At 64.5% G+C, this 16,204-nt stretch carries 14 protein-coding genes and 1 pseudogene; 7 read left to right on the forward strand and 8 right to left on the reverse strand.

Annotated elements, in window-relative coordinates; all coding sequences use genetic code 11:
- Positions 1–64: 64 nt before the first annotated feature.
- The 4 genes and pseudogenes from C1M53_RS09685 (at position 65) to C1M53_RS09705 (ending at position 4,154) form a co-directional block, all read left to right on the forward strand.
- On the forward strand, positions 65–763 hold the full coding sequence (locus C1M53_RS09685) for a helix-turn-helix transcriptional regulator (RefSeq protein ID WP_165358109.1): 699 nt from the start codon (positions 65–67) through the stop codon (positions 761–763).
- Between the two features lie 209 nt (positions 764–972).
- Positions 973–2,129: pseudogene (locus C1M53_RS32075) on the forward strand (nitrilase-related carbon-nitrogen hydrolase).
- 83 nt (positions 2,130–2,212) lie between these two features.
- Complete coding sequence (locus C1M53_RS09700) at positions 2,213–2,698, forward strand: hypothetical protein (RefSeq protein ID WP_129412061.1); 486 nt, start codon at positions 2,213–2,215, stop codon at positions 2,696–2,698.
- 55 nt (positions 2,699–2,753) lie between these two features.
- The gene (locus C1M53_RS09705) at positions 2,754–4,154 is read left to right on the forward strand and encodes an APC family permease (RefSeq protein ID WP_129412062.1); all 1,401 of its coding nucleotides are present in this window, start codon (positions 2,754–2,756) and stop codon (positions 4,152–4,154) included.
- A 246-nt stretch (positions 4,155–4,400) separates the two neighbouring features.
- Here the strand turns inward: C1M53_RS09705 and C1M53_RS09710 are convergent, their stop codons facing one another.
- On the reverse strand, positions 4,401–5,414 hold the full coding sequence (locus C1M53_RS09710; RefSeq protein ID WP_129412063.1) for an amino acid ABC transporter substrate-binding protein: 1,014 nt from the start codon (positions 5,412–5,414) through the stop codon (positions 4,401–4,403).
- A 229-nt stretch (positions 5,415–5,643) separates the two neighbouring features.
- Positions 5,644–8,694: an aminotransferase class III-fold pyridoxal phosphate-dependent enzyme gene (locus C1M53_RS09715; protein WP_129412064.1), complete on the reverse strand. Its 3,051-nt coding sequence runs from the start codon at positions 8,692–8,694 to the stop codon at positions 5,644–5,646.
- Positions 8,695–8,820: 126 nt separating this feature from the next.
- Between C1M53_RS09715 and C1M53_RS09720 the strand changes: the two genes are divergently transcribed.
- Positions 8,821–9,255 (forward strand): Lrp/AsnC family transcriptional regulator, encoded by a 435-nt coding sequence (locus C1M53_RS09720; protein WP_129412065.1) that lies wholly within the window; start codon positions 8,821–8,823, stop codon positions 9,253–9,255.
- A 23-nt stretch (positions 9,256–9,278) separates the two neighbouring features.
- Complete coding sequence (locus C1M53_RS09725; RefSeq protein ID WP_129412066.1) at positions 9,279–9,632, forward strand: hypothetical protein; 354 nt, start codon at positions 9,279–9,281, stop codon at positions 9,630–9,632.
- Between the two features lie 215 nt (positions 9,633–9,847).
- Here the strand turns inward: C1M53_RS09725 and C1M53_RS09730 are convergent, their stop codons facing one another.
- The 5 genes from C1M53_RS09730 to C1M53_RS09750 form a co-directional block, all read right to left on the reverse strand.
- Entirely contained in the window at positions 9,848–11,506 is a 1,659-nt protein-coding gene (locus tag C1M53_RS09730) for an FAD-binding dehydrogenase (RefSeq protein ID WP_129412067.1), read from the reverse strand.
- Between the two features lie 63 nt (positions 11,507–11,569).
- Positions 11,570–12,556, reverse strand: a complete 987-nt coding sequence (locus C1M53_RS09735) for a Gfo/Idh/MocA family oxidoreductase (protein ID WP_129412068.1) — start codon at positions 12,554–12,556, stop codon at positions 11,570–11,572.
- Between the two features lie 80 nt (positions 12,557–12,636).
- Entirely contained in the window at positions 12,637–13,218 is a 582-nt protein-coding gene (locus C1M53_RS09740; protein ID WP_129412069.1) for a YceI family protein, read from the reverse strand.
- Positions 13,219–13,273: 55 nt separating this feature from the next.
- Positions 13,274–13,861 (reverse strand): cytochrome b, encoded by a 588-nt coding sequence (locus C1M53_RS09745; protein ID WP_129412070.1) that lies wholly within the window; start codon positions 13,859–13,861, stop codon positions 13,274–13,276.
- A 24-nt stretch (positions 13,862–13,885) separates the two neighbouring features.
- Positions 13,886–14,785 (reverse strand): LysR family transcriptional regulator, encoded by a 900-nt coding sequence (locus C1M53_RS09750; protein ID WP_129412071.1) that lies wholly within the window; start codon positions 14,783–14,785, stop codon positions 13,886–13,888.
- Positions 14,786–14,907: 122 nt separating this feature from the next.
- On the opposite strand from C1M53_RS09750, the gene C1M53_RS09755 reads away from it, so the two are divergent.
- The gene (locus C1M53_RS09755) at positions 14,908–15,903 is read left to right on the forward strand and encodes an aldo/keto reductase (protein WP_129412072.1); all 996 of its coding nucleotides are present in this window, start codon (positions 14,908–14,910) and stop codon (positions 15,901–15,903) included.
- Here the strand turns inward: C1M53_RS09755 and C1M53_RS09760 are convergent.
- Positions 15,900–16,199 (reverse strand): hypothetical protein, encoded by a 300-nt coding sequence (locus C1M53_RS09760; RefSeq protein ID WP_129412073.1) that lies wholly within the window; start codon positions 16,197–16,199, stop codon positions 15,900–15,902. The genes C1M53_RS09755 and C1M53_RS09760 overlap by 4 nt on opposite strands.
- Between the last annotated feature and the right edge of the window lie 5 nt (positions 16,200–16,204).

The following is a 16,204-nucleotide window of genomic DNA, read 5'->3' on the forward strand; positions in this document are numbered from 1 at the left end:
GCAGCCGCATAACGATACTATGATGTTAAAGTATCGCCGCGACAGGGGAACGGAGAGGCCGGAAATGGCCGATCCGTCGATCGGGCCAACGCTCATGCATTTCGACAGGACAGCTTTCGGAGACCAGTTCCTCACAGTCGTGGCGGCGGCAATGCCGCTTGTCGGCTGTTGTTTCTATCGCGTCGAGGACGGCAGGCATGTCGTCGACCATCGACTGTCGGGCCTCTCGCCCTACTGGCTGAACCGCTACTACCACCGCTTCTGGCGTTTCGATCCGCTGCATCCCGAACGTGTCGACCAGGCTGGCATCAGGCTGCGCTCGGTGACGCGCGAGACCGCGCGGCGCGATGCCGGTGCGCCTGAATATTTCGAGCAATTCCTGGTGCCGCAGAACACGGTGCACCAGACCGAGCTCTACTTCCATGCCGGATCGCGGATCGTGGCAGGCGCCTCGCTGCTGCGCAGCGAACGCAACGGGCCCTTCACCTCCGACAACCTCACCTTCCTCGACAGGCTGGTCGGTTTCGTCGAAGACAGTGTGCTCACCGATGAGGACGAAACGTCAGGGCTGGATATCCCCGGGTTGACGCCGCGCGAGCGCGAGATCGCCAATCTCGTCGGCGCCGCCATGTGCAACAAGGACATCTGCCGGCGGCTCGACATCGAACTGCCGACGGTGAAGACCCACATCAGCCGCATCCTGGTCAAGGCCGGCGTGCGCAACCGCGCAGAGCTGATGAAGAAGCTGCACGGCCGCGGCTGACGCCAACACGGCGTCGTACTTCGGTATGATAGCCCCGGCCCGCCAAGTCTCCCTATCCTGCCGGTTCCTGCAGACGCCCGGGAGGAACGCGGCATTCGAGGGAGATGGCTCGGCCCGCGCCGATGCCTGCCCCTGCAACGTCGCACCTCCAATCGACCATTGGAGTATCGACCGGAATGGCCCCTCGTCCCGCCTATGTCGCGCCCTACATGGCGATCGGCCTTTCGACCATCGTCACCGGCGTCGCGCAGCGCAAGCACATCCGCCACAATCTGGAGACGATCGAGGAAGCCATCCATGCCGCCGTCTCGATCTGCGCCATCAATGCGCCGATCCGCGTTGTCGCGCTGGCCGAAGGCGCGCTGACCGGCTTCACCGACGAGATCTTCGACGTGCCGCATGTCACCGCGGCGCGCGACATCTTCATCGACCTGCCCGGCGAAGAGACCGAGGCGCTCGGCAAGCTCGCCCGTCACTACGACACCTACATCATCGGCCAGTGCAAGGCGCGCTGGCCCGACGTGATGGAGGACCGCTTCTTCAACACGCTGTTCGTGATCGACCGCAAGGGCAAGCTCGTCCACCGCGCCGCAAGAACCACATCTGGTGCCGCGAGCGCAGTTGCACGCCGCATGATATCTACGACCGCTGGGTCGAGCTGTTCGGCGACGGCTTGGAGGCCTTCTATCCGGTGCTGCGTACTGACGACATCGGCAACATCGGCACCATCTGCTGTTCCGACGGCGAGTATCCGGAAGCGGTGCGCGCGCTCGCCTTCGGCGGCGCCGAGGTCGTCTATCGTCCTTCGGAGGCGATGCCGATGACCGGCTCGTCCTATCCCGGCGGCGGCAGCTGGATGATCCAGAACCGGGCGCATGCCGATTTCAACAGCGTCTACATGCTTTGCCCCAACATCGGGCCGGTCTACCTGTCACCGAGTTCGCGCCATCCGATCGACATCGCCGGCGGCAACAGCCACATCGTCGACTTCCGCGGCAACATCAGCTCCTATTCGGCCAGCGGCGCCAACACCATGGTGGCCAGCCTGATCGACATCGAGGCGCTGCGGCAGTTCCGCGCCATGAACCTCAATTCGAACTGGCTGAAGGACCTGCGCACCGAGCTGTTCTCCAGGATGTACGAGAAGCCCATCCACCCGCGCAATCTGTGGCTGAACCGCGACCCGGAGCGCCATGCGACGGTGGACGAGGTCTATCGCGACAACATCGCAAGGCTGGTCGAGCGCGGCACCTGGACCCTGCCGGCGCACGAGGTGCCGGGCGCGCGCTACACGCCCGCGCCTTCGGACGGCAATGATGATTGGGCCGCCGCACAGGCCATGTGGGCGCCCTGGAACGAGGACTGATCAGAAAATACCGGACCAGCCGCCCCAAAGCATAACCAATCAGGGAACAGGCGGCGGTCCCATCAAAACAAGGGAGGCTATCGATGCACTTTTCCAATTCCGGCCCGCTGTCGCGGTTCGCCAGATCATTCATCCTGCCGGCGGCCATGGCGCTTGTCGCAGCAACCGCATCGGCAACGGCTGAAAACGCCGCCAGGCCAGCCGGCATCGTCGGCACATGGGTGGTCAAGGCGGTCGATGCGCCGTTCACCCATCACATGTTCGTCTTCAATGCCGACGGCACCATGCAGCAGGCCAATCCGGATTTCGGCAACCCCGACAACAGCGACAGCGACGGCAAGGGCATCTGGGCCGAGAAGGACGGCAGGGTCATCGGCAAATTCGTCGAGGTGACCGCCGACCGCAACACCCACAAATTCGTCAGCCGCGGCGAGATCTCCTACGAGATCGACCTCGCCGGCGACGCGTTCACCGGCACGGCTGCGGCACGTTTCTACGATGCAGACGACAAACTGCTGCGCGGTCCATTGCCGACACCCCTGGAGGGCAAGCGCGTGACCCTGCCGTAAGAGCGGGCGCGGCTTGCCTTCCCTTTTTCGTTTCACGTCAGCCGGACCAAACGCCATGTCTTCCACCAACACCGCGCCAAGGCGCAGCCTGCATTCCTTCGATATCTTCTTTCTCGTCGTCGCGGCCGCCGCACCGCTTGCCGCCGTGGCCAGCAACGGAGCGCTCGGCGTCCTGATGGGCAACGGCGTCGGCATGCCGGGTTCCTACCTGCTCGCCGGCCTCGTGCTCATCCTGTTTGCCATCGGCTTCATCCGCATGAGCCCGCATGTGAAACACTCCGGCGCTTTCTATGCCTATGTCAGGCATGGCCTGGGGCCGCTTGCCGGCGGGGCTGCGGCTTTCGTGGCCATCGTCGTCTACGGCATGATGGTTATCGGCAGCGTCGGCGGCTTCGGTTTCTTCGCCAGCGTGTTCTTCGCAGAGAGCCTCGGCATCGACCTGTCGTGGAAGGTCTGGGGTGCGATCTGCCTGGTGATCACAGCCATCGTCGGCTACCGCGAGATCACGCTCGGCGCCCGGCTGCTCGCGGTGTTGCTGACGCTGGAAGTGCTGATCCTGGTCGTGCTGACGGTGGCCGTACTCGCCCCGAGCAGCCCGGCCCAGGTGACCTTCGGCTCATTCAGCCTGCCCAACGTGCTCAGCGGCTCGTTCGGCGTCGGCCTGATGTTTGCCTTCGTCTCCTTCCTCGGCTTCGAATCCGCCGCCATCTACAGCGAGGAAGCGCGCGACGGACACCGCACGGTGAGCCGGGCGCTGATCACCGCCGTGGTCTTCATCGCCCTCTTCTATGCCATCACCATGTGGGCCGTGGTGCTGGCCTTCGGCGAAGACAAGGTCGTGGCCGCGGCCAGCGAGAACCCGGGCACGCTGGTGTTCCGTGCCTTCGCGCAATACACCCACCCGGTGTTCCTGGTGGCGGTGCAGTTCCTGATGGTGACGAGTGCGCTCGCCGCGACGCTCGCCCTGCACAATGCCGCGTCGCGCTACCTGTTTGCGCTCGGCCGCGAAGGCATGCTGCCCGGCGTGCTCGGCAGCCTGCATGCACGCGTGCAGTCGCCGCATGTCGCCAGCATCACCGTCACGGTGGTGTCGTCGATCGCGGTGGCGTTGTTTGCGATTGCCGATGCCGACCCGCTGATGACCCTTTTGTCCAGCACGTTCGGGCTGGCGGCACTCGGCATCATCATCCTGCAGGCGGTGACCTCGCTTTCGGTGGCGGTCTTCACGTGGAAGAACCGCGACCGGGAAGCCGGTTCACTGGTCCAGCTGCTGATCGCCCTCGTCGCCACCATCGGCCTGGGCACGGCAGCCCTTCTTGTGATGAAGAACTACGCGACGTTGACCGGCAGCCTCGGCGTGCTCGACTATGCGCCCTGGCTGCTGCCGATCGCGGCAGTGCTCGGCATCTTTGTCGCGATGCGCTCCGGACAGGCAAGGCAGCTGTCCGAAGCATAGGTTTGCAGAGCGCTGCGGGACGACTCGGTCGGTGCGACGCGAAGAGCCCCTCTCCGTCTCGGCAACGGCGGCTTTGCCGCCGGAGCCGAGCCACCTCTCCCCGCCCTTCGGCAGGGCGAGGAATCGCGGTTGCAGCGCCGGCACCTCTCCAGCTTGGGTTCCTCGCCCCCATGAAGTGGGGGAGAGGTGGCTCGGGCAGAGCCCGAGACGGAGAGGGGGCATGACGCTATGTGTGGTTGTCTCTGTTCAGCGCAGCGGCGGAGCGTACATCAGACCGCCGGCATTCCACAGCTTGTTGATGCCGCGGTCGATCTTGAGCGCGCTCGACTGGCCGAGATTGCGTTCGAATATCTCGCCGTAATTGCCGACCTTCGAGATGATGTTGTAGGCGAAACGCGGATCGAGCCCGAGCTGCTTGCCGTTGTCGCCGTCGACGCCGAGGAAGCGCTTGACCGCCGGGTTGGTGGAGGTCAGCCCGGCCTCGGCCGTGGCCTGGGTGACGCCCAGCTCTTCCGCCTCGAGCAGCGCAAACAGCGTCCAGCGCACGATGTTGAACCACTTGTCGTCGCCCTGGCGCACCGCAGGTCCGAGCGGCTCCTTCGAGATGATCTCCGGCAACACGGTATAGCCGTCCGGGTTGGCCAGCTTGAGGCGCTGCGCATAGAGTGCCGAGGCATCGGTGGTGTAGACATCGCAGCGCCCGCTGTCGAAGGCCTTGATGATGCCTTCGGCGGAATCGACCACCACTGGCTCATACTGCAGCTTGTTGGCGCTGAAATAGTCGGCGGTGTTCTGCTCCGTCGTCGTACCCTGCTCGGCGCAGACGGTCGCGCCGGAAAGCTTCAGGGCGCTGTCGACATTGAGGTCCTTGCGCACCATGAAACCCTGGCCGTCATAGTAGGCGGTGCCGACGAAGTGGATGCCGATGCCGGCATCACGCGACAGCGTCCAGGTGGTCTGCCGCGACAGGAGATCGACAGTGCCGGACTGCAGGGCGGTGAACCGCTCCTTGGTCGACAGCGGCACGTAGCTGACCTTGTCGGCGTCGCCGAGCGCCGCGGCGGCAACTGCCCGGCAGAAGTCGATGTCGAAGCCGTGCCATTTGCCGGCATCGTCCGGTGCCGAAAAGCCGGCAACGCCCTGGCTGACGCCGCAGGTGACGGTGCCGCGCTGCTTGATCGTGTCGAATGTGTCGGCCTTTGCCGGTACGGCAACTGCCGTAGTCGCCAGAAACGCTGCTGCTAAAAGACGTGTCTTCATGGTCTCCTCCCTGTTATTCTGAGCAATTCCAGGAAAAGTGTGAAACGGTTTTCCGTCCGGAATTGCGTGAAATAAAAAAATTGGTGCGTTTCCGCGTTTCCGTGAAAAACGGAAACGCTCCAATGCAAAGCCTCTCCTGACGCCGGCGTGAACACGCCGGCGTTGATTCAGTTTCCTGTTGTGAACTGCCCGGCGACCGATCCGCCGGGTAAGTTTCTCCGTGAGGCAGCTAACGCGTCGCCAGCACCTCGCCGAACGTGTCGTCCAATGCGCTGACCAGATGATCGGCATTGGCGCGGCTGAAGATCATCGGCGGACGCATCTTCAGCACGTTGTCATGCGGGCCTTCGGTGCCGATCAGCACACCGCGCGCGCGGACGCCGTCATTGATGCGTCGCGCCAGCGCCGTCGCCGGCGCCTTGGTCTTGCGGTCCTCGACCAGTTCGATGCCGAGGAAGAGCCCCATGCCACGCACATCGCCGATGATATCGTAGCGCGTCTGCAATTCACGGAAGCGCTCGACCAGATAGGCGCCGATGCCCGCCGCATTTTCGCGCAGGCGGTCGCGCTCGATGACATCGAGCACGGCAAGGCCGGCAGCGCAGGACACCGGGTTGCCGCCGAACGTGTTGAAATACTCCATGCCGTTGTTGAAGGTGGCGGCGATCTCCTTGGTGGTCACCAGCGCTGCCATCGGATGGCCATTGCCGATCGGCTTGCCCATGGTGACGATGTCCGGCACCACGCCCTGTGTCTCGAACGCCCACCAATGGCTGCCGACCCGACCGAAGCCGACCTGCACTTCATCGGCGACGCAAACGCCGCCGGCAGCGCGTACCATGGCGTAGACTTCGCTCAGATAGCCTTCCGGCAGGAAGACCTGGCCGGCGACGCTCGGAATGGATTCCGCCATGAACAGCGCCGGCGCACGGCCCTGCGCCTTGATCGCCGCGATCTGCTCGGCAATGCTTTCGGCAAAGCGGCCGGCATGCTCTTCGAGCGGCCAGTCGGCCGGAGCACGGTAGCTGTCGGGGATCGTCGCCTCGAACACATGAGCCGGCCGGCCCTTGCCGCCCTTGCGCTTGTATTTGTAGGGGCTGAGATCGATCAGTTCCTGCGTCGTGCCGTGATAGGCCCAGTCGAGCACGATGGCGTCGCTCTGCCCGGTGTGATTGCGCGCCATGCGCAGCATCAGGCTGTTGGCCTCGCTGCCCGAACAGGCGAAGGATGCCACCGAAAGCTCCTCCGGCAGCGTTGCCGTCAGCCGCTCGGCATAGGTGACGATGGTGTCGTGCAGATAGCGCGTGTTGGTGTTGAGCCTGGCCGCCTGCCGGGCAATCGCCGCGACCACGTCGGGATGGGCATGGCCGAGATGGCAGACATTGTTGAAGCAGTCGAGATAGGCGCGGCCACGGTCATCGATCAGCCAGGCGCCCTCGCCGCGCACGAACTTGATCGGTTCCGAATAGGAGATCGACAGATTGGGCAGCAGCGAGGTCTTGCGCGCCGCCACGATCTGCGAACGGCTGCGGCCGGTCTGGACGAAGGTTTCCGGCGGGATGCCGGCGAGTTCGGCGGCATCCGGGAAGAGCTCGCGCCAGACGTCGAGATAGCGCGCTTCGCCGACGCCGAGGATCTCGCGGGCCGACAGGCTGGTGTCGGTGGAGATCTGGAAATGCAGGTGCGGCGCCCAGCCGCCGTTCTGCGCGGCCACGCCCATCTCGCCGACGACATCGCCCGCTTCCAGGCGCTGGCCTGGCTTCAATCGGGACGCCGCCTCATGGGCGAGATGCCCCCACAGCGTGACGAAGGCGGGGCAGCCTTCCGGCGCGTGTTCCAGGGCGACGAGGCCGCCATACCCCAACGGATCTTCTTCGATCTCGACGCTTTTCACGGTCGCCGCAAGCGGCGTGCGCACCTTGGTGCCGGCCGGCATGAACAGATCGAGGCCGAGGTGATGGATGCGGCGTTCCTGTTCGACGAAACGCGACTGGAACATGTCGCTGGCATAGACGGTACGCACCTCGCCCCACGGACCGATGCCGAGTTCGATGCCGTGTTCGGCGCAGTGAGCGTCCCACCAGGCACTGGCCTTGGCCGGCTCCTGCGCCGCCGACGCGACGGTCATCGGGTGCTGCGGATCGCCATAGGGCACCAGTTCCTTGACCAGGGTCGCCGGATGGCGGTCGAGAACCGGTGCAAGGCTCCTGGCGTGGGCGGCGATCCAGCCGGCGACGGCGCGGGCGCCCGGCACGGCATCGAAGCCGCAGGCATGGCGCAGGATCGCGGTGGCGAAGCTGCGGTTCATGGCATCGAGGCGGCGCAGCATGCGCCAGGCCGGTGCTTCGCTGATGGCCAGATAGGGATTGTCGCCGGTCTCCTGCCGACGCAGCGCCGACAGGGTCACGCTGGTGACGAGGCGCATGGCGATGAGATCGAACAGAAGATCGATCTCTTCCTCGCGCAGCGGATATTCGGCATGGAAACCGGCAGCGAGCTTCGCTGCCGCGCCGATCGGATCCTCGGTATCGAGAATGGAGTAGGCGCAGGCGACAGCCAGTTCGGCGATCAAGGGTGCATAGAGCGCGTCGCCGAAGTCGATCAGGCCGGCGACACGCTTCGGATCGGCTGCGTCGACCAGAACATTCCAGTCATTGGCATCGTTGTGAATGACCTGCGCGCGCAGCCCGGGAAGGCGCGGTGCCACATGGGCGTCGAAGCGATCGAGGAACCGCTCCAGCAGCGCCCGGTCATTGGCATCGCTTACATGCGTCAGGCGCCGGCGCGAGGCCCCGGCGCGGCGGATGTCCCAGTCGAAGCTGCGCAAAGCACCCGGATGGATAAAACCCTGCAGCGCGCGATCGAGCTTGCCCAGCGCGCGACCGAGGCTGTCGAGCGCCTCGGGCGAACGATCGGCTTCCGCCAGAGGCTGGCCCGGCAACCAGGAGACCAGCCGCAGGGCGTGGCGGGTGCCGTCATTGGCCGCCGCGAAGGCGAGCGAGGTGTTGTCCAGCGTCTTCTTCAGCGACGGCACGGCAAGGTCGATCCCGCTGCCGGCGAGATGATCGAGCAGCGCGGTCTGGAACTCGCTCTCGCCGCGCGGCTCGCTGGCATTGACCACCTTCAGGATCCAGTCACCGTCTTCCGACGTCAGCCTGAAATTCTGGTCACGCTCGCTGTCGAGCGAGCCGACCGAGCCAGAGACGCCGAAATGGCTGACGGCAAGCGCGCGCGCTTCGATCAGCGAGAAATTGGGAGCCGGGTGAGTAATATTGGTCATTGCAGGTCCGGATTTGATCTTCATGGAGCTTGGCACGGGCGCAAAAATCGGGCATCCGGCAAAGCGTCGGTCAGACCGGCACTATGCCTGCTTCGACCGGCATATTAACGGTGAGCGGAAATCGCCATGAAGGAACTCGACGCCAAGGACCGTGACATCCTCGCCATCCTGTCCAAGGAGGCTCGGATTCCGTTGAAAACACTGGCGGCGCGCATCGGGCTCTCGCGCAGCGCCACCAGCGAGCGCGTGGCGCTGCTGGAGAAAAGCGGCGTCATCCGCGGTTATCGCGCCGACATCGGCCAACTGGAGCAGAACCAGCTCTCCGCTTTCCTGATGGTGACGCTGGTGCGCACCCCTTCGATCGGTATGCTCGACTTGCTCGCGCGCCATCCGGAGGTGCGGCGGGTATCGTCCATTTCGGGCCAGGTCGACCTGATGGTCGAGGTGGAGGTGCCGTCGATCGACCGGCTCAACACGCTGCGCGACGAGATCGCCTCGCACCCCAGCGTCGAGGACCTGACCTCGCTGATCGTGCTCAGGCGCGATATCGAGCGGATATAGACGATAATCCCAAGGTACCACTGATGAAAATTCCAGCGACCGCCCTTCTTGCCCTCGTCATTGCCGCCTCACCGGCTGCGGCTCAGGAATTCAAGGTTCCGAAACAATATGAAAGCCAGTTCATGGGCCAGGTGATGTCGCTGTCGCTCGCACAGCAGTGCGCCGCCTACATCAAGACGCCCGGTATACTGGACGAGATGCGGACATCGCTGCTGAAATTCGCGCGCAAGGTGAAATGGCAGGACCCGCAGGCCAAGGTGAACAAACTGATGGCCGATTCCAAAGCCAAGGTGAACGGCCCGATCGGCCTCGAAACGCCGGCAAGCTGTTCCAGCCTTTTGCGCGATCTCAGGAAGAGCAACGGCAGGAAGGGCTGAGGCAGGTCCCCTTCTCCCCCTGTGGGAGAAGGTGGATCGGCGTGCAGCGCCGAGACGGATGAGGGGTGCTGGAAGAAGTGAGGTGGAGGAACTGTATCTTCCACATCGTTCGAAACACCCAATCGCGAAAGTAGCACTCCGTCCAACACCCCTCATCCGACCTCGCCTGCGGCGAGGCCACCTTCTCCCTCAAGGGGAGAAGGAAGAGCTCAAGACTAACGCACGCCCTTCGCGGCCGCGCGGCCGGCGCTGCGGCCCGAGAAGATGCAGCCGCCGAGGAACGTGCCTTCGAGCGCCGCATAGCCATGCACGCCGCCGCCGCCGAAGCCGGCCACTTCGCCGACGGCATAGAGCCCTTCGACCGGCTGGCCATCGGCGCCCAGCACGCGGCTGTCGAGATCGGTGTGCAGACCGCCCAGCGTCTTGCGGGTGAGGATGTTGAGGCGCACCGCAATCAGCGGCCCGTTGGCAGGATCGAGCATCCTGTGCGGCCTGGCGGTGCGGATGAGCTTGTCGCCGAGATAGGTACGGGCGCCGCGCAGGGCGATCACCTGCATATCCTTGGAGAACGGATTGTCGAGCTGCATGTCGCGGGCACGGATTTCGCGTTCGACCTGGGCGACATCAAGCAATGGCTCGCCACCGGCCAGCCTGTTCATGCGGGCGACCAGCGCCGGCAGCTCGCGCTCGACGATGAAGTCCTCGCCCTTGTCGAGGAAGGCCTTGACCGGACCCGGAATACCGGATGTGGCGCGCTGCAGAACCTGGCGCCAGCTCTTGTTGGTCAGGTCCGGATTCTGTTCCGACCCCGACAGGGCGAGCTCCTTGCGGATGATCTTCTCGGTCAGGATGAACCAGGAATAGTCGAAGCCGGTCTTCATGATGTGGGCGAGCGTGCCCAGCGTGTCGAAGCCGGGATAGAGCGGCACCGGCAGGCGCTTGCCGCGCGCGTCCAGCCACAGCGACGACGGGCCGGGCAGGATGCGGATGGCGTGGTCGGTCCAGATCGGCGCCCAGTTCTTGATACCCTCGACATAGTGCCACATGCGGTCGCGGTTGATGATCGAGCCGCCGGCGTTTTCGGTGATCGCCAGCATGCGGCCGTCGACATGGTCCGGCACGCCGGTGATCATGCGCTTCGGTGCCGTGCCAAGGCGGGCGGGCCAGTTCTGGCGCACCAGATCATGATTGCCGCCGATACCGCCGGAGGCGACGATGACCGCCTGCGCCTTGAAGGCAAAATCGCCTGTAACCGCGCGTGAACTCTTGCGGCCGCGGTCGACGCTGCTCTGCTCCAGCACTTCGCCGCGCACGCCGTCGACCGCCGTGCCGCTCTTCGTCAGTTCGCTGACACGGTGCCGGAACTTGAAGGTGACCAGCCCGCGCTTCACCGCTTCGCGCACCCGAAGGACAAAGGGCTCGATCACGCCCGGACCGGTGCCCCAGGTGACATGGAAGCGCGGCACCGAATTGCCATGGCCGACAGCGTTGCCGCCACCGCGCTCGGCCCAGCCAACGACGGGAAAGAACTTGATGCCGCGCTCGGAAAGCCAGGCGCGCTTCTCACCGGCAGCGAAACCGACATAGGCCTTCGCCCATTCACGCGGCCAGTGGTCTTCCGGACGATCGAAGGCGGCGGTGCCCAGCCAGTCCTCCAGGGCAAGGTCGTGGGAGTCTCGAATGCGCATGCGCCGCTGCTCGGGCGAGTCGACCAGGAACAGCCCGCCGAACGACCAGAACGCCTGGCCGCCGAGCGACTGCTCCGGTTCCTGGTCGAGAATGAGGACTTTCCTGCCCGCCTCGGCGAGCTCGGCCGCGGCGACCAGCCCCGCGAGGCCAGCGCCGACGATGATGACATCCGCGTCGTAAGCCAATGTTTCCCTCCCTTTTGCGTTGTCTATCCCCGGCTTGTTCCTCCCGCCGGGGCAACGCCGCTGTCAGACCGTTTCCCAGCCATCCTTGTCGCCGGCGCGGAAGATCGCGTCGATGGCCTTCTGGTTCAGCACTGATTCCTCGAGCGTGAAGACGCGGTCGCTGCCGCCAAGTGCTGCACGCACGAAGGCTTCGGCTTCGAGTTTGTATTGTTGCACGCCCGGGAAGCGGAATATCTGCGCTTCGGCATGGTTCTGATTGTGCAGCTCGACACGGTGATGATCGTAGACGCCGGCGTTGAAGGGCGAGGCCACTTCGATGAAACCCCTGTCGCCGTGGAACACCATCGACTGGCGCCCGGCCATCTGCGTCGAGACATAGAAGGACAGTTCGAAATCGCCGAAATCGGCGCGCACCGACGAGTAGACATCGGTGCCGAAACTCCTGTCCCGTTCGATCGTCGCCTGCACCCGCAACGGCTCGCGGTCAGCCGCAAAGCGCGTGGAAACGATCGGATAGACGCCGATGTCCAGCAGTCCGCCGCCACCGAGATCGAGCTGGTTGCGCATGTTGGCGGGGTCGACATTGTAGTAGGTGAAGCAACCTTCCACATGGCGCAGCCGGCCGATGGCGCCGTCGGCAATCAGCTGGCGCACCTTGAGCCATTGCGGATGATAGATGACCATGAAGGCTTCGCAGACCAGCACCTTGTGGCGGTCACGCAGCGCAATCAGCGGCGCGATATCCCTGGCGTCGAGCGCCAGCGGCTTCTCGACCAGGACGTGTTTCCTCGCCTCGATCGCCCTGGCTGCCCATTCGACATGCTGCGATGTCGGCACGGGGATATAGACGCCATCGACATGCGGTGAGGCCAGCAACTCCTCATAGGAGCCGAAGGCATGCGGCGCACCGAAACGGTCGGCCAGGGCCCGAGCCTTGCCGACATCGCGGCTGGCCACGGCCGTCAGCACGCCATTGCTGGAATCGGCGATGGCCGGCAACACCTGCTCGCGCCCGATCTTGGCCGTCGACAACACACCCCAACGAAACATCCGGCATTTCCTCGCAAGATTCTGTGCTGGCGAGACTTGCGCGAAACGCGCCGAAAAACCAGTGCCGTTGCGGCAGCTTTCTAGCTGCGCCGCCCCGACAGTGTCATCTCGAATTCGACGACATTGGAGTAGATCGGCGTGCCGACATCCATGCCGTAGCGCGAGCGCAGCACCCTGCCGGTGACCCGGAAGATGATGGTGCCGCCGGCAAAGGATTTGAGTTCGGCCTGGAACTTCTCCGGCGAGGTCTTGCCGCGTGCGGTGAGATTGCCGGTGATCGTTGCCGTGGTCTCGCCGGTTCGCCGCACGCTGGTCGAGCGGAAGCGGATTTCCGGATCGTTGGCGACATCGAAGACGGCATCCGAGCGCAGAAAGGCATCGATGCGGCTCTGACCGGTACCGACGCTGGCCGGCATGATGGTGATGTTGACCTCTGAGCGGTCGGCATCGGCATTATCGACGCGGATGTTGCCGGTGAAACGGGCGAAGGCGCCGTCGAGGCTGCCGCCACCCGCCTTGCCGATGGAAAAGCGGATGCTCGACCCGGCCGGATTGATCGTATAGCGGCCGCCGGCTGTGGAGAGTGAGGTCGCTGCGTAGGCAGCGGGGCCGGCGATGGCTATCGCAGCGAGCGTAAAAAGAGCGAGACGGCGAAACGACATCTGGGGTTTCCGGCTGAGTGCGGCACTCGCAGGATCAACGCGTCATGCAAGGCGTCTATTCCGGCTCCGTGTCATCACGCTGGCGTGAAGGCAAAATCATGCGGGTCAGCACGGTGTCTCCGAGCCGGAAATGATGCCGCAAGGCGGCCAGCACGTGTATCGTCACCAGCACGACGGCTGCATAGGCCAGACAGGCATGCGCCGCTCGCCACCAGGCTTCACCCGCGTCCGAGACAGCAACTGGCAGATTGGGCATCACGAAGAGATCGAACGGCATCGTCGGGATTTCCAGAACGGAAGCCGACACCAGCGCCCAGCCGGTGAGCGGCAGGAGGAGTTGCAGCGCATAGAGCGCGAAATGCGCGGCCGGCGCCGCCCGCCTTTCCAGCAGTCCGGTTCCGGCGGGAAGGTTCGGCGTGCCGTTGGCGAGCCTCCAGCCAAGCCGCAGCGCGACAAGACCAAGCAGCAGGAAGCCGAGCGATTTGTGCAGCTGGATCAGTTCGAAGGCAGTGCGCTGGCTGGTCACTCTCACCATGGCGAGCCCAAGCGCGATCTGGCCGATGAACAAAAGGCCGATGAGCCAATGCAGGAGGATCGCGATCCAGCCGTAGCGGGTCTGGGTGTTCCTGATCAGAAATGCCATGACGGGTGAACGACCGCGGCGCGGTCAATCATCCCGGTCGCGCCAGCGGAAGAAATCGACGAAAGCGCGCAGCGCCGGCCGCATCTGACGCCGGCTCGGATAGTAGACGTAGAACCCGTCGAAAGGCGGGCACCAGTCTTCCAGCACCCGTATGAGGCTGCCGGTCGCCAGCGCCTGCTGGGCATATTCCTCGAAGACGAAAGCCAGCCCAGCGCCATCGATGGCCGCGCGGATGATGGCGCTGTCGACACCGAGGATCAGCGGCCCCTGCACCGGCAGCTCGATCTCCTCGCCGTCCTTCTCGAACTCCCAGCGATAGAGCACGCCGCTGGAGAAGCGGAAGCGGATGCAGCGGTGGCCGACGAGGTCGCGCGGATGTTTCGGCTTCGGCATCCTGGCGAAATAGGAGGGAGCCCCCACGACAGCGCTGCGGATCTGCGGGCCGATGCGCACGGCAACCATGTCCTGCTGAAGGCTTTCGCCAAGCCGCACGCCGGCATCGAAGCCGCCTTCGACCACATCGGCGAAACGGTCCTCGATGACGATGTCGAGCACGATCTCGGGATAGGCCTTTGCGAAGGCTCCGAGCTTCGGCGCCAGCACCAGGTTCAGCGCGGTGCGCGGCACGGTCAGCCGGAGATTTCCGGCGGGTCTGTCCCTCGCCTCGACCGCCGCTTCCAGCGCCAGGTCGATTTCGGACAGTGCCGGCCGCAGCCGCTCGAGCAACCGGGCGCCCTCCTCGGTCGGCGCAACCGAGCGCGTGCTGCGCGCCAGCAACCGCACGCCGAGCCGGGCTTCCAGGCTGGAGACGGCATGGCTGACCGCTGACGGCGCAATCGCAAGATCCCGGGCGGCGCCACGGAAACTGCCCCTGTCCGCCACGGCGGCAAGCACGGCAAGTTGAGCGAGGTAGCTGCGGTCCATTGCTTAAATTCTAAGATTGGCCATTGTTCTAACTTTTAGAATAGCTCGTGCAATTATGAGGCAATTATCGAACATAAGGCAAGGCGCTATCTCTCTCGCATCGCCAACCAAGGAGAACCGCGATGCAAAAGCGCAAACTCGGAACCGAACTCACAGTCTTTCCCGTCGGCCTCGGCTGCATGGGGATGAGCTTCGCCTATGGCGGCCAGGAGGAAGCCGAAGCGATCCGCACGCTCCGGCATGCCGTCGACATCGGCGTCGACTTCTTCGACACGGCGGAAGTCTACGGTCCCTTCGACAATGAGATCCTCGTTGGCAAGGCGCTGAAGCCGGTGCGCGAGCATGTGACGATCGCCACCAAGTTCGGCTTCAAGATCTCCGAACAGGGCAGCGGCACGGAACGCATGATCGGTGTCGACAGCCGGCCTGAACATGTCAAAGCCGTCGCCGAGGCATCGTTGCGTCGGCTGGACACCGACGTCATCGATCTCTTCTACCAGCACCGGGTCGATCCCAGCGTGGCGATCGAGGACACGGTCGGCGCGATGGCGGAACTGGTCAAGGAGGGCAAGGTGCGTGCGCTCGGCCTTTCGGAAGTGAGTGCCGCGACGCTGCGACGCGCCCATGCCGTGCATCCGATTGCCGCCGTGCAGAGCGAATATTCGCTGTGGAGCCGCGATCCTGAAGAAGAGATCTTCGACGTCTGCCGCGAACTCGGCATCGGCTTCGTCCCTTACAGCCCGCTCGGACGCGGCCTGCTGACCGGGACGATCAACAAGCCGGAGCAGCTTGGCGCCGACGACTGGCGCCATACCTTGCCGCGCTTCCAGGCGGAAGCGCTCGACGCCAATGCCCAGGTGGTGAAGGTTCTGGAGCGTTTCGCCGCGCAGAAGGGTGTCACCGCCGCGCAGCTCGCTCTGGCCTGGGTGCTGCATCAGGGCGACTTCATCGTGCCGATCCCCGGCGCCCGCAAGATCCATCACCTGGAGCAAAATGCAGGCGCCGCGGCGATTGCACTGACCGAGGCGGAGGTTGCCGAAATCGGCAACGCTCTGTCGCCCGACAAGGTGGTCGGCAAGCGTTACACGGAAGAAGCACTGGCTCTGGTCAACGGCTAACCGCGCTGAACCATCAGGAAAAGGGCTGCGATCAACAGTACAAAGAGCCCGGCTGCGGCCGCGACGATCCCCAGAAGAGCGAACCAGGTTCGCACATTGCTGAGGTTTGGCCGCTGGCCGTCAGCTCCCTTTGAGCCGAGAAATGCCCAGGCCCCGAGGACCACCGGCGTAGCGCCTCCAACGATCATCGCCACTGCGCCTTCCGGAGCGGTGGTACGCCAGATCATCCCGAACAGGTAAATGCCGGCGATCGTTCCAACGATAAGGGCGCCAAGAATGAGAAGAATGCGCATCATGTGCC

This window comes from Mesorhizobium sp. Pch-S, from assembly GCF_004136315.1.
Taxonomy (GTDB): Bacteria; Pseudomonadota; Alphaproteobacteria; order Rhizobiales; family Rhizobiaceae; genus Mesorhizobium.